16 protein-coding genes are annotated in these 22173 nt (G+C 69.0%); 4 read left to right on the forward strand and 12 right to left on the reverse strand.

Annotated elements, in window-relative coordinates; all coding sequences use genetic code 11:
• Positions 1–1528 precede the first annotated feature (1528 nt).
• The 8 genes from EV644_RS13945 to EV644_RS13980 all read right to left on the reverse strand — a co-directional run bounded on the left by EV644_RS13945 (position 1529) and on the right by EV644_RS13980 (position 15702).
• On the reverse strand, positions 1529–2530 hold the full coding sequence (locus tag EV644_RS13945) for a sugar phosphate isomerase/epimerase family protein (RefSeq protein ID WP_132188672.1): 1002 nt from the start codon (positions 2528–2530) through the stop codon (positions 1529–1531).
• Between the two features lie 274 nt (positions 2531–2804).
• A complete protein-coding gene (locus tag EV644_RS13950) occupies positions 2805–8195 on the reverse strand; it encodes a ThuA domain-containing protein (RefSeq protein WP_132188673.1) in 5391 nt (1796 codons plus the stop codon).
• 154 nt (positions 8196–8349) lie between these two features.
• Complete coding sequence (gene xylA, locus EV644_RS13955) at positions 8350–9510, reverse strand: xylose isomerase (RefSeq protein WP_132188674.1); 1161 nt, start codon at positions 9508–9510, stop codon at positions 8350–8352.
• The gene (locus EV644_RS13960; RefSeq protein ID WP_132188675.1) at positions 9507–10670 is read right to left on the reverse strand and encodes a Gfo/Idh/MocA family protein; all 1164 of its coding nucleotides are present in this window, start codon (positions 10668–10670) and stop codon (positions 9507–9509) included. The genes xylA and EV644_RS13960 overlap by 4 nt, the downstream gene beginning before the upstream one ends.
• Positions 10671–10690: 20 nt before the next feature.
• Positions 10691–11743: a substrate-binding domain-containing protein gene (locus EV644_RS13965; RefSeq protein WP_132188676.1), complete on the reverse strand. Its 1053-nt coding sequence runs from the start codon at positions 11741–11743 to the stop codon at positions 10691–10693.
• A 58-nt stretch (positions 11744–11801) separates the two neighbouring features.
• The gene (locus EV644_RS13970; protein ID WP_132188677.1) at positions 11802–12920 is read right to left on the reverse strand and encodes an ABC transporter permease; all 1119 of its coding nucleotides are present in this window, start codon (positions 12918–12920) and stop codon (positions 11802–11804) included.
• Positions 12920–14425, reverse strand: coding sequence for a sugar ABC transporter ATP-binding protein (locus tag EV644_RS13975; RefSeq protein ID WP_132188678.1), 1506 nt, complete (start codon positions 14423–14425; stop codon positions 12920–12922). The genes EV644_RS13970 and EV644_RS13975 overlap by 1 nt, the downstream gene beginning before the upstream one ends.
• Positions 14422–15702 carry an ROK family transcriptional regulator gene (locus EV644_RS13980; RefSeq protein WP_132188679.1) on the reverse strand — a complete coding sequence of 427 codons (1281 nt, stop codon included), beginning with the start codon at positions 15700–15702 and terminating at the stop codon, positions 14422–14424. Before EV644_RS13980 ends, EV644_RS13975 begins: the two co-directional genes overlap by 4 nt.
• Positions 15703–15974: 272 nt before the next feature.
• Here EV644_RS13980 and EV644_RS46255 point away from each other — a divergent pair, with 272 nt between their 5' ends.
• Together EV644_RS46255 and EV644_RS46260 are read left to right on the forward strand one after the other, a co-directional pair.
• On the forward strand, positions 15975–16172 hold the full coding sequence (locus EV644_RS46255; RefSeq protein ID WP_242001020.1) for a hypothetical protein: 198 nt from the start codon (positions 15975–15977) through the stop codon (positions 16170–16172).
• A gap of 1 nt (position 16173) precedes the next feature.
• Positions 16174–16329 (forward strand): beta/gamma crystallin family protein, encoded by a 156-nt coding sequence (locus EV644_RS46260; protein WP_241998135.1) that lies wholly within the window; start codon positions 16174–16176, stop codon positions 16327–16329.
• Positions 16330–16433: 104 nt separating this feature from the next.
• Here EV644_RS46260 and EV644_RS13990 read toward each other — a convergent pair whose 3' ends face one another.
• The 3 genes from EV644_RS13990 to EV644_RS14000 form a co-directional block, all read right to left on the reverse strand.
• Positions 16434–16973 carry a hypothetical protein gene (locus tag EV644_RS13990; RefSeq protein ID WP_132188680.1) on the reverse strand — a complete coding sequence of 180 codons (540 nt, stop codon included), beginning with the start codon at positions 16971–16973 and terminating at the stop codon, positions 16434–16436.
• Between the two features lie 879 nt (positions 16974–17852).
• A complete protein-coding gene (locus EV644_RS13995; protein ID WP_132188681.1) occupies positions 17853–18692 on the reverse strand; it encodes a dienelactone hydrolase family protein in 840 nt (279 codons plus the stop codon).
• A gap of 94 nt (positions 18693–18786) precedes the next feature.
• Entirely contained in the window at positions 18787–19131 is a 345-nt protein-coding gene (locus EV644_RS14000; protein WP_132188682.1) for a YciI family protein, read from the reverse strand.
• Positions 19132–19327: 196 nt separating this feature from the next.
• Between EV644_RS14000 and EV644_RS14005 the strand changes: the two genes are divergently transcribed.
• Positions 19328–19642: a hypothetical protein gene (locus EV644_RS14005; protein ID WP_132188683.1), complete on the forward strand. Its 315-nt coding sequence runs from the start codon at positions 19328–19330 to the stop codon at positions 19640–19642.
• A gap of 56 nt (positions 19643–19698) precedes the next feature.
• Here the strand turns inward: EV644_RS14005 and EV644_RS14010 are convergent, their stop codons facing one another.
• Complete coding sequence (locus EV644_RS14010; protein ID WP_132188684.1) at positions 19699–21045, reverse strand: amidohydrolase; 1347 nt, start codon at positions 21043–21045, stop codon at positions 19699–19701.
• Between the two features lie 129 nt (positions 21046–21174).
• Between EV644_RS14010 and EV644_RS14015 the strand changes: the two genes are divergently transcribed.
• On the forward strand, positions 21175–21819 hold the full coding sequence (locus tag EV644_RS14015) for an alpha-ketoglutarate-dependent dioxygenase AlkB (RefSeq protein WP_132188685.1): 645 nt from the start codon (positions 21175–21177) through the stop codon (positions 21817–21819).
• The last annotated feature ends 354 nt before the right edge of the window (positions 21820–22173 follow it).

Raw genomic sequence — 22173 nt, forward strand, 5'->3', positions numbered from 1 at the left:
GATGGGGGTCGAAGATCACTGAGGTGCGGGTGGTTGCCTCCGGCATCGGCTGGGGTGCTGCGTCCCGCATCAGTGCGGGTGGTTGCGTCCCGCATCAGTGCGGGTGGTTGCGTCCCGCATCAGTGCGGGTGGTTGCGTCCCGCATCAGTGCGGGTGGTTGCGTCCCGCACCAGTGCGGGTGGTTGCGTCCCGCATCAGTGCGGGTGGTTGCGTCCCCGGGCTGCGTGATGGTGCTAGTCGGGCCGGCGTGCGTCAAGAGCGCTTCGCGTCCCTTCGGGATCGAGCAAGCTCGACTCTTGACCCACACCACCCCGACCAGGGAAGGAACGCAGCTATCCCGGAGCCGCTGAGGGGTGTGGCGACAAAGGTTTCGGGGAGTTCCTCCGACCAAACGCTCGAGGAGTTGGCTTGCCTTGAGCATCGAGGTGTTCCTTTCCCGGAAGGGGCAGCGGACCCCCGGAAACCGGCACCTTGTGCACTGGTTGAGCAGATCCGTCCGATCCGGACGCTCATCTGGTGCACAAGGTGGGGCTCGGACACCAAGTCGCGACCTCGGACACGAAATACCTGTCCCAAGTCCCCACACGGTGTCCGAGGTCCCCCACAACCCGCACCGCCACCGGCCGTCACCCCCCAGAAGGTGTCCGCGGTCCCCACCACCGCACCCCGTCGGCCCCCAGACCGGCGATCGGCCTCCCGATGACGCGGTGTTCGGCCACTGGCGCCTTACAAGCCGCCAGCCGGCGAACACCCCGCCAGCCGACCCCGAAACGAGCCACACGCCGCCGACCAACCCCGCCCAACCGGCCAACAAACCTGCCAGGGGACGAACAACCCGCCAGTGGTCGAACAACCCGCCGGCACCATCCCCCGAATCGCCGCAACCACCACCCACCATGGCGAAACCCCAGCCCCGGGCCCCGCAGGCGTACCGACGGACAGGAAGTAGTCGCCGCACACCCACCCCGGCAGGCATCCCACGCCTGGAACCTCCGCGGCCACCCCAGTACTACCTGTCGGTCGGTACACCCACCCCGAAACACCACCGCGGACCGGCTCACACCTCCGTCGCCGGTACACCCCACCCCGAAAGCACCACCCCGGACCCGGCTCAGCCCCCTCCGCGGGATCCGCGTAGCTGCGTCCTTCCCTGGTCGGGATGGGGTGGGTCAAGAGTCGAAACTTGTTTCGATCCCGAAGGGACGCGAAGCGCTCTTGACGCACCCCAGCACGACTAGCACCATCACGCAGCGGAGACCGCAAACCACCCGCACCCACGCCCCGGCCGGAACCAGCCGCACCTATGCCCGGCGAACCACCCGCCGCTCATGCCTGGCGGAATCACCCGCGCTCGTGCCGGACGGTCCGCCCGCGCAAGTGTCGCGGAACGACCCGTCCGGCGTACCGGCGTACGGCCAACCAGCGTGTGGCGAACCGGCGTACCCGCGTGTGGCGAACCGGCGTGTTCACCTGGCGCGGGCCAGCCGGGTGGGGCGCGGGCCAGCCGGGTGGGGCGCGGGAGCGGTGGTTAGGAAGAGAAGGCGGCGTCGAAGGAGGCGGTCGGCGGGTCGAAGGCCAACGAGCGGACGAAGTTGACGGCTTCGGCGGCGCCGACTAGGCGGTCCATGCCGGCGTCTTCCCATTCGACTGAGATCGGGCCGGTGTAGCCGATCGTGTTGAGCATTCGGAAGCAGGCTTCCCAGGGGACGTCGCCGTGGCCGGTGGAGACGAAGTCCCAGCCGCGGCGTGGGTCGCCCCAGGCGAGGTGGGAACCCATCCGGCCGTTGCGGCCGTTGCCGACCTGACGCTTCGCGTCCTTGCAGTCGACGTGGTAGATGCGGTCCTTGAAGTCCCAGAGGAAGCCGACCGGGTCGAGGTCCTGCCAGACGAAGTGGCTCGGGTCCCAGTTCAGCCCGAACGCCTCACGGTGACCGATCGCCTCCAGCGTCGCGGTGGTCGACCAGTAGTCGTAGGCGATCTCCGACGGGTGCACCTCGTGCGCGAACTTCACCCCGACCTCGTCGAACACGTCGAGGATCGGGTTCCACCGGTCCGCGAAGTCGCGGTACCCGGCCTCGATCATGGCCGGCGGCACCGGCGGGAACATCGCCACCGTCTTCCAGATCGACGATCCGGTGAAGCCGACCACGACGTCTACGCCGAGCCGCCGAGCCGCCCTGGCGGTGGTCGCCATCTCTTCGGCGGCGCGCTGCCGCACGCCCTCGGCGTCGCCGTCGCCCCAGATGTGCGCGGGCAGGATCGCCTGGTGCCGCTTGTCGATCGGGTCGTCGCAGACCGCCTGGCCGAGCAGGTGGTTCGAGATCGTCCAGACCTTCAGGTTGTACTTCTCCAGGACGTCCAGCCGGTTCTGCACGTAGGCGTCGTCCTCGGCGGCCTTCCGGACATCTAGATGATCACCCCAGCAGGCGATCTCCAGCCCCTCGTACCCCCATTCGGAGGCCAGCCGGGCCACCTCCTCGAACGGCAGGTCGGCCCACTGGCCGGTGAACAGGGTGATCGGTCGAGCCATGACGGTCTACTCCTTCTCGAGGCGTGCTACTGAACAAGCGTTCTGCTGAACGAGAGTGCTGCCGTACTGCGTGGTGGTGCCCCCGGCGCCGCGACCGGAGCGCAGGTCGCGACGCCGGGGACGAGGACCGGCGAACCGGTCCCCCGCCGACCGCGCGAGATCGCTCTCCCGGATCCCGGGGCGGGGCCGAACCGCCCCGGGGCACGGAAGCTCCCGCACGCCTCTCCGCGTCGGACAGGATGCGATCTCGCACGGTGACGTCTCATCGGTCGGATCAGAGCGCCTTCTTCAGATCCAGACCGACAGCGGTCAGCAACGTCCGGGCCGGTACGTCGGACACCGTGCGCGCCTTGGCGATGAACACATCCAGGGCGACGGCGGCGGCGAGGTCATTCCCACGGCGTTGCTGTTCTTCGGCGAGGCCGAGCTGGTTCTTCAGCACCGTGGCGGTGGCCAACGGCACCGTCCTGGCGACCCGATACCGCTCGACCAGCTTGGTCGCCTCCGCGTAGGAGGCGAAGACCGTGAACGGAACCTTCGTCACGGACGTGTTGCCGGCCTTGTCCTTGGCCGTCGCGACCAGCTCGTGGGCTCCGAGCCCGAGCAGGGCGCCATCCAGTTTCCCGGTGGCAGCCACTGGCTTCCCGTCGACGGCCAGGGTCACCGAGTCGACCCCGGAGAGCGCGTCCGTGGCCGTGGCCGCGACGTTCACGACGCTCGCCACACCGAGCTTCCCGCCACTGGCCAGACCGGTGACCGCCGCCTCCGGAGCGGTGCGGTCGATCTTGACCGTCACGGATTCCCGCGCGGACACGTTGCCCGCGGTGTCACTCGCCCGGACCTGGACCGTGTGCGTCCCGTCCGCGGAGAACGTGATCGGAGCCGTGTACTCGGCCCAGTCCCCGTCGCCGAGCTTCTGCTCCAGGTAGAGCTGGCCGGGCTGGTCGTCGGTCGCCATCGCCGTCGCGACGACCGCGTCGTTCCACCAGCCGTTCTGCCCGGACGGAGCCGACGGGTTCACCGACAGGTTCACCTGCGGCGCGACCGTGTCCCGGACGAGCTTGAAGTAGTCGAACTTCGCCGTCTTCGACGCGACCTGGTCGACCCCGAAGGCGTAGATCCCGAAGCTCGCCGAGCTCAGCGCCGTGTTCGTGACGGCTGGGAGCGCTGTCCAGGCCAGACCGTCCGCGCTGTACGACCCGGTGAAGGTCGTCCCGCTCTTGGCCAGCCGCAGGTACCAGACACCCTGGGTGGGTGCGGGTGAGGCGTTCGGTGCCGGTTGCACGATCGCGTTGTTCACCTCGCTGCGCAGCTCGATTTCCCGCGTCACGGCGCCACCCGAGGCGTTCGTGGTGAGGAAGTCCAGCTTCACGTAGTTCGCGTCGTCGCCGTAGACCATCAGGCCGCCCTGCTGGTAGGCCTCGTTGAAGGCGGACCCGTCCACCTTCGTCTCGATGGTCCAGTCACCGTCCGGCGCCGGCTGGAGCAACAGGTTCCGGGGGTTCGTCGCCGTGCCCTGGTAGATGTCGCCCTTGCTGGTGTCGATTTCGATGGCTCCGCCCGTCACTCGGTACGCCGTGGCGTCGGGCCGCACGCTCGCGGACCACCGGCAGGCGTCGAGCGCAGTACCATCGAACTGGTCGTCCGGGGCCGGCACCTCGGCGGTGTCGTCCGGGGTGATGGTGAAGTAGTCGAACTGCGCGGACAACGGCAACGCCTCGGTCCGGTTGGTCAGCCCGAAGAGCCCGATCTTCGGGTTCGAGATCCCCGCCAACTGCTTCGTCTCCGGCATGTCCGTGAACGTCGCACCGTCAGCGCTGTACGCCGCGCGCAGGTTCGCCCCGTCGCTGCTGAACCGCACCCACACCGTGTCCGGGTACGCTGCACCCAGGTTGGCGGTGTTCGACGCGGCGACCTCGTTCGGCGTACCGGCTTCTTCGCGGATGAACTGGAAGATCCGGTCGGCCGCCGACGGTGCACCGGTCGAGCGACCCTGCAGCACCATCTTCGCGTAGTTGTCGTCGTCGCCGTAGACGATCAACCCGGCCTGCTGATAGGCGAGCCTGGCCGGCAGGGTCAGCTTCGCCGTGGCCTGCCAGGCGCCGGCCGGAAGCTGCTGGAGCACGATGTTCGGTGTGCCCGTGTTGCCAGTTCCGTAGATGTCGGTCGCGGTGAGCGGCAGCACCAGGTTGCCGTTGCTGACGGCAAGTTCCTGGTTGCCCCGGACAATGGAATCCCAGCGTCCGGTGTCGACCGCCGTCCCTTCGAAGCCGTCCGATCGGCCGGTCAGGCAAGTCGGTGGAGCGGTGGCGTCCACCTTCACCTGGACGGTCGACGTACCGGAGGCTCCGCGAGCATCCGTCACGGTGGCAGTCGCGACGTGAGTCCCGGACGTCGTGTAGGTGTGGCTCACGGAGGCGCCGGTCGCGGTGGCACCGTCACCGAAGCTCCACGTGTAGGACAGCGGCAGGTCCCCTTCGGGATCGGTCGCCGCGGCGGTGAAGTCGACCTTCAAAGGCGCCTTGCCTTGCACGGGTGTCGCCGTGATGGTCACCGCCGGACGCTGGTTCTCCGTCACGCCCTTGCCGATGAACTTCACCCAGTTGACGTTCAGCTGCCCGGTCGTCTTGACGAAGTACAACGGGCCGCTGGCCAACGTCGCACCGCTGACCGGCGCGGTGAAGTTGGCGTACGTCTGCCAGGCGCCGGTGGGTGTCACCTGGATCGTCGCGACGATCGGGCCGTCGGTCGGCGAACCGGTCCGCACCTGCACCGTCGCACCCGCGTCAGGTGAAGCCGCGCGCAACTGGATCTGGTCGATCCCGGTCAGGTTGGTCGGCTTCCAGCCCCACCAGTCCCCGTCCTCGATGAACCCGATGTTCTTCCCGCCACCGGCGATGTCACCGGTGTCCTCGACCTGTACTCCGGGGGCCGAGCCCGGGCCGCCGGTCTCGTCGAAGTACTCCGCCTCGCGGGTCTTGGGCTGCAACTGGACCACCTGCTGGGTGGTGATCCGGCCGGAGCCCGGTGCGCCCTTGTCGGTGTAGGTGACGGTCACGATGCCGAAGATGTTCGCCCCGACATGGCCCTCGTCACCCGGGAGCGGGAACGTCCCCTCGCAGCCGTGGTACTGCTCGTACCCGTGCGCGTGCTCGTCATGGCCGAGCGCCGGCTGGGTGACCACGTCGTTGCAGTCGACCGTGCCGTCCTCCGGATCGGTGACAGTGACCTTGTACTTGATGGTGTCGCCGAAGTCGAAGAACCCACCGTCGACTGGCGCCTCCACCGTGATCGTGGGCGCGGTGTTCCCGGCCGTGATCGTGCGGTTCGACACGGCCGTCCGGCCGTCGCTGTCGCTCACCGTCAGCCGTGCCGTGAAGACGCCGGCCGCGGTGTAGGTGTGCGACGGCTTGGGCTCGGTGCTGTCCGTCGTCCCGTTGCCGTCGAAGTCCCAGGCGAGGGTGATCGGCTGACCGTCCGGATCACGCGACCCGGTCGAGTCGAAGGCCACCGTCAGCGGCACCGGTCCCGACGTCTTGTCCGTGCTGAACTGCGCGATCGGCGCGCGATTACCTTGCACATAGTCGATCCGGTAGATGCCGGAGTCCGCGTTGTTGCCGCCGAACCCGCTGCCCCACTCGATCACGTAAAGCGCGCCGTCTGGTCCGAACTGCAGCGCATGCGGCCGGATGAAGCTCATCTCCTGCAGCATCCGGGAGACGTCCGCGACCTTCGTCCGGTCGTCGCTCAACTGCACCGAGAACAGCCGGCTGTCGTTCCAGTCGGCCCAGACCGCCTTGCCGTCGAAGTACTTCGGCCACTTCCGGTCGGAGTCGCTGTCCGGGTCGAACTTGTACGCTCCACTCGTCATCGGCGCGCCACTGCCGCCGACCTCCGGCACACCCGTGGTCGACTTGCCCATCCACAGGTTCGCGGGGATCGCCGCCGGCAACTGGGTGAGACCCGTGTTGTTCGGCGAGTTGTTCACCGGCGCCGCGCAGTTGAACGTCGCGCCGGACGTTCCGGTCTCGAAGTTGTAGTCGTTGTACGGCGTGTTGTTGCCGACGCAGTACGGCCAGCCGTAGAAGCCCGGCTTGTCCAGGATGTTCCACTCGACCCGGCCGTCGGGTCCCCGCGTCGGGCTGACCTGGCCGGCATCCGGCCCGTAGTCCGCCACGAACAGGTGGTCGGTGGTCGGGTCGATGCCGATCCGGAACGGGTTCCGGAAGCCCATCGCGTAGATCTCCGGCCGCGTCTTCTCCGTCCCCGCCGGGAACAGGTTCCCGGCCGGAACGGTGTAGCTGCCGTCGGCCTCCGGGTGAATCCGGAGCACCTTGCCGTTCAGGTTGTTGCTGTTGGCGGCGCTGCGCTGGGAGTCCCAGGCCGCGCGCCCAGCCCGCTCGTCGAGGGGCGAGTAGCCGTCGGAGTCGAACGGGTTGCTGTTGTCACCGGTGGCGACGAAGAGGTTGCCCTGGCCATCGAACTCGAGCGCGCCACCCGCGTGGCAACACTGGTCCCGCTGGGTGTCGACCCGCAGTACCTGCTTCTCGCTGGTCAGGTCGAGGGTGTCGCCGTTCACCTTGAACCGGGAGACCCGGTCGAAGGGCTCGCTGCCGGCCGGCGAGTAGTACAGGTAGATGAAGCCGTTCTGCGCGAACGCCGGGTCGAGCGCGATGCCGAGCAGGCCGAACTCCTGGCCGGTGTAGACGTTCAGGGTGCCGGCGGTCAGGACAGTGCCGTCGGTCTTGACGATCTTCACCGCGCCGTTGCGGTCGATGTAGAACACCCGGCCGTCGGCGGCGATGGCCAGTTCCATCGGGTTGGACGTGTCGTCGTCCAGGGTGACCTTCTGGTAGCTGTCGCTCAGCGAGGCGCCGCAGTCGGCGGGCTCCACCCCGGCCGCGGTCTTGATGCCGCCGAGCAGGTGGTCGCGGAACACCGGGTCGGCGTACGACTCGATGGTGTGGCCCATGCCGGTGTACCAGGCGCGGCCGCCCTCGTAGTCCTGGCACCACGCGATCGGGTGCTCCGGGCCCATGTTGCCGCCGGTGTACGTCGTCTCGTCGAGCGAGGCGAGCACGTGCACGGCGCCGCGCGGGTTGGTCCGGTAGTTGTACCACTCGTCCGTCCGCGGCCAGGTGGTCGGCGCTCCCGCGGTCGACGGGTGCGCGTGGTCCTCCACCTTCACGGTCGCGTTCGGCGTACCGGCCGGGTGACTGTCGAAGTAGCTCCCGACGAGCTTGCCGTACCAGGGCCAGTCGTACTCCGTGTCCGAGGCGGCGTGCACCCCGGCGTACCCACCACCGGCGCGGATGTAGCGCTCGAACGCCGCCTGCTGGTCGGCGTTGAGCACGTCACCGGTGGTGGACAGCCAGATCACCACCTCGTACTTCGCGAGCTCGGTGTCGTTGAACATCGCCGCGTCCTCGGTGGCGGTGACGGTGAAGCCGTTCGCGGTGGCCAGGTCCTTGATCGCCTGGATCCCGGCCGGGATCGAGTCGTGCCGGAACCCGGCGGTCTTGCTGAAGACCAGCGCGTTGAAGGTCTCGTCGCCGTGCCCCGGGTGGGCTCGGGCGGTGGTCGCGGTCAGAGGGATCGCCAGCGCGGCGATCAGGGCGAGCACGAGGGCACGGATCAGAGTTCCGTGCCTGCGTAGCTGGATCATCGGGAGCTCCTCATGGGTCGGATAAGGTGCGCGCTCCATCTGTCCCGTGCGGCTGCACGAGTCCCGGGGCGGGTCCCCGGACGTCGGCCCTGGTGGTGCTGTTCAGCTACTGCTTTCCCGTGCTCTGCCCTGCCCGGGACTCCTCACGTACTGGTCAGCGAACTCCGAGAAGGTGGTCCATGGCGAGCTGGTCCAGACGCTCGAACCCGAGGCCGCGAGCGGCCAGGGCCTCGGCGTCGTACGTTGCCTTGCGCAACTCGTCGAGCGTCTCGCCGGCGCCCAGGGTGGGCTGCGAGAGCTCACCGACGCGTGCCGCGGCAAGCGCCTCGGCGACCTCCGGGTCGGCCCGGAACGCCTGCACCTTCTCGCGCAGGATCAGGTAGTTGCGCATACAGCCGCGCGCGGTCTCCCAGACCCCCTCGAGATCCTCGGTGCGCGGCGGCTTGTAGTCGAAGTGCACGTAGCCGTCGTAGCCCGGTCCACCCGCGGTGCCCTGCAGCACGTCGACCGTCCAGAACGCCTCACGCAGGTTGCCGGCGCCGAAGCGCAGGTCCTGGTCGAACCGGGGGCCGTGCTGACCGTTCAGATCGATGTGGAACAGCTTGCCGTGCCACAGCGCCTGGGCGATCCCGTGCGCGTAGTTGAGCCCGGCCATCTGCTCGTGGCCGACCTCGGGGTTGATGCCGACCAGGTCGGGATCGGCGAGCCCGTTGATGAACGAGATCGCGTGCCCGATGGTCGGCAGCAGGATGTCGCCGCGCGGCTCGTTCGGCTTCGGCTCGATCGCGAAACGCAGGTCGTAGCCCTGCTCCCGCACGTAGGCGCAGAGCAGGTCCATCGACTCCTTGTACCGGTCGAGGGCCGCGTGCACGTCCTTCGAACCACCCGACTCCGCGCCTTCGCGGCCGCCCCACAGCACGTACGTCTTCGCGCCGAGCTCGGCGGCCAGGTCGACGTTGCGCAGCACCTTCGACAGCGCGTACCGGCGTACGTCGCGGTCGTTGGCGGTCAGGCCACCGTCCTTGAAGACCGGGTGGCTGAACAGGTTGGTGGTCGCCATCTCGACGACGAGCCCGGTGTCCCCGAGCGCCTTGGTGAACCGCTCGAGCACCTGCTGGCGGCGGCTGTCGTCCGGGACCAGGTCGTCGTCGTGGAAGGACACCGCGGCGGCGCCCAGCTCGGCGAGCTTCTCCACCGCCAGGACCGGGTCGAGCGGCGCGCGGACCGCCGTACCGAAGACGTCCACGCCCTCCCAGCCGACGGTCCACAGGCCGAAGGAGAACTTGTCGTCTTTCGAGGGGGTATAGCGACTCATTCAGGAATCTCCTGCCATTGTCGGGAGGTCGAGCTGTCCTCGACCGCGGCCAGCACCCGCTGGACCTGCAGTCCGTCGGCGAACGAGGGCGCCGGATCCTTGCCCTCGGCGATCGCGCCGACCAGGTCGACCACTTGGTGGGTGAAACCGTGCTCGTACCCGAGCAGGTGGCCGGGCGGCCACCAGGCGGCGACGTACGGGTGCACCGCCTCGGTCGCGAGGATCCGCCGGAAACCTGCCGTCAGCGGATCCTCTCCTGCGTCGTAGAAATGCAGCTCGTTCATGTCCTCGAAGTCGAACGCGAGGCTGCCCAGGCTGCCGTTGATCTCGATCCGGATCGCGTTCTTGCGCCCGGTCGCGAACCGGGTCGCCTCGAACACGCCCAGCGCGCCGGAGCCGAAGCGGGCCAGGAAGATCGCCGCGTCGTCGACGGTGACCGGACCGCGTTCGGTGCCGGCCTCGCCCGACAGCCCGCTGTGAGCGGCGGCGACAGGACGCTCCTTGACGAACGTCTCCAGCAGACCGTTCACCTCGGCGATCCGGTCGCCGGTGATGTACTGCGTGAGGTCGACGATGTGCGCGCCGATGTCACCGAGCGCGCCGGACCCGGCCTTCTCCTTGTCCAGCCGCCACGACAGCGGCGCCTCCGGGTCCGCGATCCAGTCCTGCAGGTACTGCGCCCGCACGTGCCGGACGGTACCGATCTTGCCGTCGGCAACGAGTTGCCGGGCCAGACCGATCGCCGGCACCCGCCGGTAGGTGAACCCGACCATCGACCTGACGCCCTTGGCCGCCGCGTCCGCCGCGGCGGCGGCCATCGCCTCCGCCTCGGCGACCGTGTTGGCCAAGGGCTTCTCGCAGAGCACGTGCTTGCCCGCCTGGAGCGCGGCGATCGCGATCTCGGCGTGGCTGTCCCCCGGCGTGCAGACGTCGATCAGCTGCACGTCGTCGCGGGTGAGCAGCTTGCGCCAGTCGGTCTCGGTGTCGCTCCAGCCGAGCTTCTTCGCGGCGGCCTGGACCGCCTCCGCGTTCCGCCCGCACAACACGTTCATCGTGGGGTTCAGCGGCAGGTCGAAGAACCGCGGCGCGCTCCGCCAGGCCTGCGAGTGGGCCGCGCCCATGAAGGCGTACCCGATCAGGCCGATGCCCAGGTTCGTCATACGGATTTCTCCTCAGTGGCTCAGGACTCGAAGGCGGTCGGCAGGTACTGGTCGACGTTGTCCTTGGTGACGACCGGCGCGTACAGCTGCACGGTGCGCGGCACCTCGACCTCCACCAGGTCGCTGAGGGACTTCTGCTGCACCAGCAGACGGGCCAGCTTGAGGCCGTCGGCGCCCTGCGTGGACGGGTAGATCACGGTCGCGCGGATCAGCGTGTTGCCGGCCTTGATGTCACGCATCACGTTGGCCGAGCCGGCCCCGCCGACCACGAAGAACTCCTTGCGGCCGGAGTTCTTGATGGCGGCCATCACGCCGACACCCTGGTCGTCGTCGTGGTTCCAGATCGCGTCGATCTTCGGCGCTGCCTGCAACAGGTTGGCGGCCGCCTTCTCCCCGGACTCGACGGTGAACTCCGCCGCCACCCGGTTGTTGACCTTCAGCCCGCAGTCGGCGAGCGCTTCCTTGAACCCGGCGCTGCGGGCCTGGGTCAGCGGCAGCGAGTCGATACCGGCGATCTCGGCGATCACGGCGTCCGTCTTGCCCTTCATCTCCTTGCAGATGTAGGTGCCGGCGGACACGCCCATGCCCTTGTTGTCGCCGAGCACGGTGGTCCGGGCCGCGAAGGTGCTGTCGAACTCGCGGTCCACGTTCACCACCGTGATGCCGGCCTCCATCGCCTTGGTCGCCACCGGGGTGAGCGCGGCGCCGTCGAACGGCAGCAGCACGATCGCGTCGACCTTGTCGTTGATGAAGGTCTCGACCTGGCTGATCTGCAGGTTCACGTCGTTGGTGCCCTCGGCCACGACCAGCTCGACGTCGGAGTACTTCTTGGCCTCCTCCTGGGTCGCCTTCGTGATCGCGCCCATCCAGCCGTGGTCGGCGGCCGGCGCGGAGAAGCCGATCTTCACCTTCTTGCCCGGCTCGTCGTTGCCACCGGCGGCGACCGCCTGGGTCGCGTTGTCGTCGGTGGTCTTCTCGGCTTCCGGGGTGTTGCTGGTGCAGGCGATCAACGCCATCGAACTGAGCCCGACGAGGCCTGCGGTGAGCAGCACTCGGGCGGAACGTACGGACATCTTGTCCTCCAAAAGATGGTGTTCTACAGGGTGTTGCTGGTGCGGTTGCTGCGGGCGACTATGGCGCGGTGGCGCGGGCGGCCAGGCGTTGCTGGAGGAGGACCGCGATCACGATGATCAGGCCCTTCGCCACCGACTGGGCGGAGATGGACAGGTTGTTCAGGGTGAAGACGTTGTTCAGGGTGGTGAAGATGAGGACGCCGAACACGGTGCCGACGATGGTGCCGCGACCGCCGGACAGCAGCGTGCCGCCGATCACCACGGCCGCGATCGCGTCCAGCTCGTAAAGCTGGCCGTGGGTGGCACTACCGGTCGTCGTCCGCGCCATCAGCATCACCGCGGCGATGCCGCAGCAAAGCCCGCACAGCACGTAGAGAGCGACCGTGTGACGCTGGACCTTGATACCGGCCAGCCGCGCCGCCTCGGCGTTGCCACCGACGGCGAAGGTACGGCGGCCGAAGGTGGTCCGGTTGAGCAGCACCCAGCCGGCCGCCGCAACGAGGACGAACATCCAGACCAGCACCGGGATGCCGATCAGCGAACCGCCGAAGAAGTCCACGAACGAGTTCACGCTGATGATCTGGGTCTTGCGGTCGGCCAGGATCTCGGCCAGACCCCGGGCGCCGGCCAGCATCGCCAGCGTCGCTATGAACGGCACTATCTTGCCGTAGGCGATCAGCAGCCCGTTCACCAGGCCGCAGGCGGCGCCCACCAGCAGCGCGGTACTGACCATGAAGATCCAGTGGTAGTCGGTGGCCAGCTGCTGGGTGGCCAGCGTGGTCGCCCAGACCGAGGCGAGCGCGACCATCGCGCCGACCGACAGGTCGATGCCGCCACCGGTGATCACGAACGTCATGCCGATGCTGACCACGCCGATCACCGCGGCGAGCCGGAGGATCGTCAGCACGTTGGCGGTGCTGGCGAACCGGTCACCGGCCGTGGCGACGCCGACGATGCAGAGCAGGACCAGCGCGATCACCAGGCCCACGTTGCGGCCGGCACCGCTCTTGAGCAGGTTGACCACCACGTTCCCGCCGCCGCCGCCGTCGCCGCCCGACCGGCCGTTGCGTGGCGCGGTCTCGGTCGGGTCGACCTCGATCATTGCCTGGCCCGAGGGCATCGGCACGTCTTGCGGTTGGTCCTTCGTTGCCTGGGGTCGTGCGACTTCCTCACTCATCACACGGCACTTCCTTCCATCACCAGGTCGAGGACCCGGTGCTCGTCGATGTCTTGCGCGGGACCTGTGTGCACGGCCCGCCCCTCCCGCATCACCACGACCCGGTCGGCCAGACCGAGCACTTCCTCGACCTCGCTGGAGACCAGCACGATCGCGACGCCGTTGTCGGCCAGTTTGCGCACCAACCCGTAGATCTCGGAGCGCGCTCCCACGTCGACTCCCCGGGTGGGCTCGTCCAGCAGCAGCACCCGGCAGTTCCGGAGCAGCCAGCGAGCCAGCACGACCTTCTGCTGGTTGCCGCCGGACAGGTTGCGCACGGGATGCTCCACCCCGGCCGGGCGGACGTCCAGCGCCTTGGTGAGCTGCTCGGCCGCTTCCTTCTCGGCCCGCGCGTTGAGGAAGCCGCCGCTGGCGAACCGCCCCATGCTCGACACGGTGATGTTCTTGTAGACCGCCTCGTCGAGCAGCAGCGCCTGGCTCTTGCGCTCCTCCGGAGCAAGCCCGACCCCCGCCTTCACGGACTCCTGGACCCGTCCCGCCCGCAGCAACTTGCCGTCCACCCGTACGACGCCGGTCGCGGCCCGGCGAGCGCCATACACGGTCTCGAGTATTTCGGAACGGCCGGAGCCGACGAGTCCCGCGAGGCCGACGATCTCGCCCGCCCGGACGGCGAAGCTGATGTCGGCGAACTCCCTCGGCCGGGACAGGTTCTCCACCTCGAGCACGACCGGCGCGTCGGCCGGCAGCTCCTGCCGCGGCGGGAAGACGTACTCGATCGAGCGGCCGGTCATCAGCCGGATCAGCTCGGAGGTCGGGGTCTGGCGGGCGTCCAGTCCGGTGGCGACGGTGGCGCCGTCCTTCAGCACGGTGACCCGGTCGCCGATCTGGCGGATCTCCTCGAGCCGGTGCGAGATGTAGACGACGGCCACGCCCCGCGAGGTGAGGTCGCGGATCACCCGGAACAGGTTGTCGACCTCTTCGGAGTCGAGGACCGCGGACGGCTCGTCCATCACGATCAGCTGCGCCTCCCGGGAGAGCGCTCTGGCCATGCTCACCACCTGCTGGCCTGCCGCGGAGAGCAGCCCGACCGTACGGCCGGGCGGGATCTCGCCGTGGCCGAGGCCCTTGAGGAGCTCGCGAGCCTTGTTGTTCGCCTCGTACCGGCGAGTCAGCCCGAACCGGGCCGGCTCGTGGCCGAGGAAGACGTTCTCGGCGACGGTGAGGTCGGGAACGAGGTCGAGCTCCTGGTAGATCGCGGCGATGCCGAGGCGCATCGAGTCGGTCGGGCTGTTCAGCGAGACCAACTGGTCATTGACGTGGATGGTGCCGGCGTCGGGCTGGTGGGCACCGGTGAGCACCCGGATCAGCGTCGACTTGCCGGCGCCGTTCTGACCGAGCAGACAGTGCACCTCGCCCCGGCGGACGTCGAGATCCACGCCGTCGAGCGCCCGGACCCCGGGGAACTCCTTGACGATCCCGGTCATCCGCAGCAGTTCATCACTCATTGGGCTACTCCTGCCGCGTCGCGACCCACGAGTGTGGGGTCGAGGAAGACCTGGTCCAGCGAGATCTGCGCGCCACCGCGCACCGCGGCGGCGAAGCCGAGCTCCGACTGCACCACCCGGCAACCGCCACCGTCGGGAGCGATCACGCGCTCGCGGATCGCGCTCTCCAGCGGTTCTTTCAGCCACGGCCCGAGGACGGCGAAGTAGCCGCCCAGCACGAGCACGTCAGGGTTCAGGATGTTCACCAGGATCGCTCCCCCAATTCCCAGCCAGGTACCGACATCTGCCAACGCCCGCAGCGTCCGGGCTCCCCCGGCCTCGGCCCGTCGGGTGATCTCCGCCAGTCGCTGCTCCACGTCGAGCGACGGGTCGCGGACTGGGTCGTCCGCGTCGGTCGCCTTGTTCAGCAGGGCCGTCAGGCCGACGACGGTCTCCCAGCAGCCGGTCCGGCCGCAGCCGCAGATGCCGCCGACCGGGGCGACCGGCATGTGCCCGACCTCGCCGCTGAACCCGTGGCCGCCGCGCAGCAGGTGCCCGCCGGTGACCATGCCGCCGCCGACACCGACCGCGCCGGTCAGCAGCACGAGGTCCTCGACCTTGCCGTCGCCGTCGCCCTTCATCTCCGAGTACGCCGCCAGCGCGGCCAGGTTCGCCTCGTTGTCCACCCGCACCTTGTACGCCGGGTCGCCGAGGCGGGCGCGCATCTCGTCGACCACCGGGACCTCTTTCCAGCCGAGGTTCGGGGCGAGCTTGAGGGAGCCGGTGGTGCTCTGGACCAACCCGGGCACGGCCAGGGTGACGCCGACCGTCTGGCCACCTCGGGCGACCACCGCCGCCACCGCCTCGCGGATCAGCTCAGCCAGGTGGTCGAGCGTCGTACCGGGGTCCAGGTGAGCGACGTCGAGGGGCACGCGGCGCTCCGTCACCGTCTCGCCGCTGAGGTCGAGCGCGGTGACGGCGAGGTAGTCGACGTTGATCTCGGCGCCGACGCCGCAGACGCTCCGGCCGTCGAGCTCGACCAGTTGGCCGGGCCGGCCGAGAGCGCCGCGCTCGGATTCAGCCTGACCTTCGCGGAGCAGGCCCCGGTCGACGAGTTCGGCGACGAGGCTGCTCACGGTGGCCTTGTTGAGGCCGGTGTCCGCGGCGATCCGGGCGCGAGAGCGCGATCCGTTCTCCCGGACGTGCCGCAGGACGACAGAGAGGTTGTTGCGGCGGAGCGACACGTGATCGGCCGCGACGACCCCGCGGCCCGGGCGACTGCCACCGGTCAGCGTCATCAGCCCCACCCCCTTCTCCCCCGACAGGAGAACGGCATCCCCGCACGCCGCCTCATGAGGCCCCTCGGCGTGGTAGTGATGCCAGTCACAGACTTTGTCTGTTGAGCCAACAAACTAAGTACCCGGCCACACTGCGTCAAGACGTTGCGAGCAAGTTTCTTCAGATCACCGCGAGATTGCGGCCGAGCGTGAAGCTCTGCCGTTCCCGACTCGGGGAACGCTCGCTGTGAGCTCTCGATCGCAATCTTGCAAACTCAAGTCCAAATCTTGCGATGCCGTCTTGCCGCCTGAAGCGACGGTTTGTACGCTCGGCGCCACTCTCCGCAGCGCTCGACAGCTGGCCCGACGTCCGCGACTACAACAACGTCAACCAGCAGGACCAGGCGGACTGCAACGCGCACGGCATCGACTACCAGCCGTGCGTGATCCCGGTGACCTGCAGTCGGGCCACCGCAGGCACGGCGACCTGATGTGGCGGCAGTCCGCGTTCCGGCCGGCTGGTCGGTCACGATCTACGCGGACGACAACTTCACCGGGCAGTCCTGGACCCGTACCGCGGACACCCCGAACTTCGTCGCCCTCTCCCCCAACGCCAACGACCATCTCACGTCCTGCAGCATCCAGTAGAACGCGAAGGCCCCCGGCTTCATCCCCTGGCGGAGGTGGAGTCGGGGCTCACGCCGAAGCCCCCGACCGGAGGCCGGGGGCGGGCGCGCGTGCGGATCCTGGAGCTAGAGGAGCTCGAGGCTGTCCGAGGCGAGCGTGATGACGGCGCCGTCGAGGTGCAGGCGGCAGGCGATGGCGTGGCCGGAGCAGGTCATCAGAGCCGGGCCCACGGCGTCGACGACCCGATAGGCGACGGGCTGCGTGCACTGCTCGACGACGTCCTCGTTCTCCCGGTAGCAGCCGAGGACGCGGCAGGTGACGGTCTCACCGACGCTCATCAGGCTGAGGCCGTGCTCTGGGCAGATGCCCCAGGTCACGCCACAGGCCTGACCCTCGCTCGCGGCGAGACGGATCAGGTTGCCGGCTGTCGTCTCCAGTTCGCTCGCGACGTTGCGGAACGTGTCCGCCGCCTCGTCGAGGTCGCGCCGGAACTGCCGAGACTCCACCGACTCGGGCAGGCCCCGAGTGGCTGCATGAAGCCCCTCGGACAAGGCCATGGCTGCGACGGCGATCTCGTCCACCCGGACCGGCGTACCGAATCCGCCCGAGCGAGCCTGCGGTTCACGGACCTGCCCGTTCCCGCCGTTCGTCCTGTTCTGCGCCATTCCGGGCAGGTTCTGCGCCGGCCCGTTCTGCTGCGCTGGACGGGTCTGGGCTGGCCCATTCTGGCCGGTCTGGTTCTGGCCGGTTCCGTTTTGGGCCGGTCCGTGCGGTCCGCGGCCGTTCTGGCCCGGGCCGCCTGGCGGGCCGGCCTGGCCCGGCGCGCCGTCGCGCGGGGTAGCAGCGACCTGACCTCGGCCGTTCTGGCCGCCTGCCGCACCGCCCGGACCCTTGGGACCGGACCTGCCATTGGATCCGGGGCGCCCGTTCTGCCCCGGCGTCGAGACTCCATTGCCAGCGAACACGTCTTCTGAGTGACCATTCCTGCCGGTAGCGTGATCAGCCGGGCCGTCCTCGGGGTCCCGGTCTGCCTGGTCCGCGCCTGCCTCGTCGACCGCACCGTTCGCCGTCCAGGAACTACGTTCTGTTCCGGTCCTGTGGTTCGCCCGCTTGGTCTTCGCCATTCGCAGCCCCCTGATACTTAGCTCCCCGGTGGCCGATGGTGCCATGTCCGCGGGGGGTGCGGCCAGAGCAAATCACCGAGCGTCACACAGGGCTCAACAAGCCTTGCGCAGAGCAACGATTCGGACGGTCCTGCCGCCGGAACCCCGCCCCAGAGCAACAACAACCAGTCCTGACCCTAACCAGTTCCCAACCCTTCCCCGGCCGAATCACACAGACCGAATTCCATACGCCGACTTAACACTCCGCAGCCGTGCGTGACGATGCGTGACAGCGCGTCCTCACCCGACTACACCTCGACCTCACTTGAACTGCCCAGTAACAAAACGGCCCCCAGATCCCTTCCGTACAACGACTTCGGCCAACACTACGACGGACCGGCCGGACACGGGACCCGATGTCCAGAGCTGGTGCCGGGTGGGTCAGATGATGTGACTGGGGTCCAGGGGCGGGGTGGGGCCGGTGAGGTGGGTGCGGAGGAAGGCAACCACGCGGGCGCGAGCGTCCCGCGCCGGGTTGGGCGGATCCTCGCGGACCTCGCCGGTGAGAACGGAGTGAGCGCTCTTCCGGAAGCCGCCCGGGTTGCCCGGGCCGGAGTCGAGCTCGATCACCTCGAAGGCCTCGCCGAGGTGCTCGCGCAGGGTGGCGAACCGCTCGTCCGGGACCGCCCGGTCCGCGCTGAAGCGCAGGCCGAGAACGCAGAGCCCGTCCGTGCGAGAGCGCTCCACCACCCGTTCGAGCTCGCCCCGCGAGACCCCCGGATCGCGGCGACGCTTCGCACTCACCGGGAACGGTGTGGCCGGCTGGCTCAGCACCGGGGCGAGGACGGCCTCGTCCACCGCCGTCGCGAGGGCGAATCCCCCGGTGAAACACATCCCGATCACCCCGACGCCAGGTCCCGGCGTACGGGTGGCAAGGTCGCCGGCGACGGCTCGCAGGTACGCCGTGATCGGGCGCTGGGCGTCGACCGCGAACGCGCGGAACTCGGCCGAGACGCAGAGCCGCGGCATGACCCGGGCCACCGCGCCCAGCGACTCCGGCCGCCCGGGCTCACCGAAAGGGGACGGGATCACCACCGTGAAGCCCTCGTCGACCAGATGATCGCCGAGCCCGAGCACGTACGGGGTGATGCCGGGGATCTCCGGGATCAGCACGACGCCTGGTCCCGAGCCCTTCTCGTAGCAGTCGTAGGTCAGGCCTGCACCGCTGAAGGGCGCCCCCCGCCAGCCGGTCAGGTCGGAACTCGGTGCGGTACCGGCCATCTCGAGATCTCCTCGCCCTCGGGGATCAACCAGCGTAGGACCCGAAGAGGCCGCCGACCGGGTGTATGGGCGCGCCCCGCCGTACGGCCCGGGACTATGCCTCGAAGTCCTCCTCCAGGGCGCGGATCTCGACCATGCCGATCGCCGCCACGGGGTGCTTGGAGGCGATTTCGATCGCCTCGTCCAGGTCGCGGCAGTCGATCAGGTCGAAGCCGCCCATCTGCTCCTTGGACTCGGCGAACGGTCCGTCGGTGGCGACCACCTTGCCGGCCCGCCGGCGGACCCCGGTCGCCTCGGCCGGCGGCCGCAACGCCGCGCCCTGCTGGCGCACCCCACGCTCCGTCATCTCCGCTACCCAGGCCCGGGTCGCCGCGACCATCTCCTCCGGCACCTCGCCGTCGAAGTCCACCTCCGGCCGGATCAGCAGCATGTACTTCATAAGTTCTCCTCGTCGTCGCGCGGAAACCCCACCCAGCAAGGGCGGTCCACGAAAGTGACGTCGAGGCCGGGTTGCAGCTTTTGACATCAGGATCGAGTTGCGGATCGGCCGCCCGCATCTGACATACTCCGGCGCTCTGTCTCATCAAGACCCTTTGGGGGTCCCTTGTTGTTCCGACGCCACAAGGCGACCGCCCGTGACGCCGGCCCGCGCGGCATCGACTCGTACTACGGCGCCGGCATCCTGGACGCGTACTACGCGCTCGGCGGCAAGTGGACCACCGACTTCCGGCACGGTCAACCCGGCGCAATCGGGCCGGCTGGTCTACCTGCAGCAGTACGGGAACAAGGTCTGGACGACGATCGCGTCGGTCAAGCAGACCTCGACGGGGTACTACGCCTTCGGCATCAAGCCCAAGGTTCGTGGGCTGGTCGCGTACCGGGTCGTGTTCACGGCGGATGCCGACCACGCCCAGTCCATCAGTGCGAACAAGACGCTCAGCGTGAGCTGATCGTCAGCTAGCAGGCCACGTGCCCCCGCCCAGTTCGGTCGGGGGCACGTCGGGTTTCAGGGCGCGTAGTGCTGGACGGCGCCGTCCCTTGAGAGATCGACGAGAGTGTGGGCGAGGTCCCTCGCGTCGTTGAGGATCTCGTCCAGGTCGATGGTGGTGAGCCGGCGATCGCGGACCACGACCTGGCCGTCGACCAGCACCGTGACGACGTCTGAGGCACGGACCGAGTAGACGAGTGCTGCCCTCGGGTCGTGGAGCGGCTGGCAGTGCGGGCCGGACAGGTCCACCAGGGCGATGTCTGCTCTGCGCCCGACCTCCAGCGCGCCAATGCTGTCCGCGCGACCGGCCGCGGCCGCTCCGCCTCGGGTTGCCAGCCGGAGGGTGTCCGAGATCGTCATCCACTCGGCATCCTGCTCGCGCTGCTTCTGGGTCAACGCCACCAGGCGCAGGGATTCCCAGACATCTAGCGTGTTGTGGACGGCGGCTCCGTCCGTGCCTACTCCGACGGGGATGCCCAACGACTGCAGGAATCTGATCGGCGTGGTCGAGCCCATCGCCAACTTGAGGTAGACCTTCGGGCACGCGGCGACCGCAGTACGGTCCGCGAACTTCCTCAGCAGGGTGCGGTCGGTGTCGACGATCCCGCAACCGTGGGCGATCAGCGTGCCGGCCTCCAGTACTCCGGTCCGCGCGAGCACCTGGATCGGAGTCAGCCCCCGCTTCTCCCGCGAGGCACCTGTCTGGTCCTCGGTCTCCGCCGCATGCAGGTGGATGCGGAATCCCTCGGCGCGCGCGACTTCCGCAGTACGGGCGAGGTCTTCGTCGGACACCGTGTACGTCGCGTGGGGTCCGAGGCTGGCGGTGATCCGTCCCTGGGCGGCCGACTCCCCCACCTCGCGGATCTCCCGCGCCGTGTCGTAGGCGGCTTCGCGTCCTTCGGTGCCCGTGGAGGAGAAGAAGGTCGGCGCGAGGTCGGCACGGATCCCGGTCTCGAAGGCCGCCTCGGCGATCTGGTCGGCGTGGAAGTAGTGGTCGACGAAGGTCGTCACCCCGGCAAGCAACATCTCCGCGCACGCGAGCCGAGCCCCGACCCGGACCCGCTCGGGCGTCAGGTTCACCTCCATCGGCCAGATCTTCTGGTTGAACCAGTCGCCGATCGACACGTCCTCGGCCGCGCCCCGCATCATCACCATCGGGCTGTGCGTGTGCGAGTTGATCAACCCCGGTACGGCGATGAGGCCGTTCGCGTCGACCACCTCGCCTTCGGCCGGCAGTTCACCGGTCGGCGTGATCGCGGTGATGGCGCCGTCCTCGACGTGGATGTCCCGCGCCTCCTCGACGCGACACTCACCCGCCTCCGGCACCACCAGCACCGAACAACCCCTGACCACCAGACCCGCCATCAATCCTCCAACTCAGCGCTTTGCCTCCAGTCTCTCCATCTCGAGGGTTCACCCTTCTCCGTGCCGGCGCTGAGGGTGGTCTGTGGATTGATGGGAACAGATGTTCGAGTGCAGTGTATGGTGGGGTTCATGGGTGCTGACCTTCAGGCCTCGTTGCTGGATGCGTTCGAGGATCCCGCGCTGGGTTCGCTGGGCGGGATGCAGCGGACCGAGTTGAGCCGGGGCGCGTGGATCGATGTGTTGCCGGGGTGGTTGACCGGAGCGGACCAGGTGTACGAGCGGCTGGCCGCGGATGTGCCGTGGCACGAGGAGCGCCGGCAGATGTACGACCGGATGGTCGACGTACCGCGGCTGCTCTGTTTCTACGGCGAGAACGAAGACCTTCCCCTGCCGATTCTCGACGAGGCGCGGGATCGGCTCAGTGCGTACTACGCGGAGCAGTTGGGCGAGCAGTTCCGGACCGCCGGGCTGTGCTTCTACCGGGACGGGCGGGACAGCGTCGCCTGGCACGGCGACCGGATCGGCCGGGGCAATCGCGAGGACACCATGGTCGCGATCCTCTCCGTCGGCGAACCCCGCGTCCTCGCCCTCCGACCACGCCCGGGCAACACCAGCGGTCCGGTGAGCAGCACGATCCGGCATCCCCTCGGCCACGGCGATCTGATCGTGATGGGCGGCTCCTGCCAACGCACCTGGGAACACGCCATCCCCAAAGCATCCGGCCGAGTAGGCCCCCGCATCAGCATCCAGTTCCGCCCAGCCGGCGTCCGCTGAGCCCCACCCCCGGCCCGCTCCCGGAGATCCTCGGCCAGGCCGCCCATGTCGTCCAGGTCGTCGTTCTGCCCTCGGCAGGTCGCGTCGGCGGGGGGACGGGGCTGCTGGCGCGGTTGTCGGCGCGGGTTGTGGGCGCGGTTGTCGGCGGGGTTGTGGGCGCGGTTGTCGGCGGGGTTGTGGGCGCGACCCCTCAGAGGGCGATCGCCGCACAGCGGGGCCCCCGGGCCGCGGGCCGCGGATCGCAGGTCGCGGCGGGGGGTTACCTGCCGTTGTTGTGGGTTCCCCTCTCGAAGGTTCGGGGGGTAACCCGCAACAGGAGTGGGTAACCCCTCGGGTTTGCCGGGGCGGGTGCGG

It is taken from the genome of Kribbella orskensis, assembly GCF_004342085.1.
Taxonomy (GTDB): Bacteria; Actinomycetota; Actinomycetes; order Propionibacteriales; family Kribbellaceae; genus Kribbella; species Kribbella orskensis.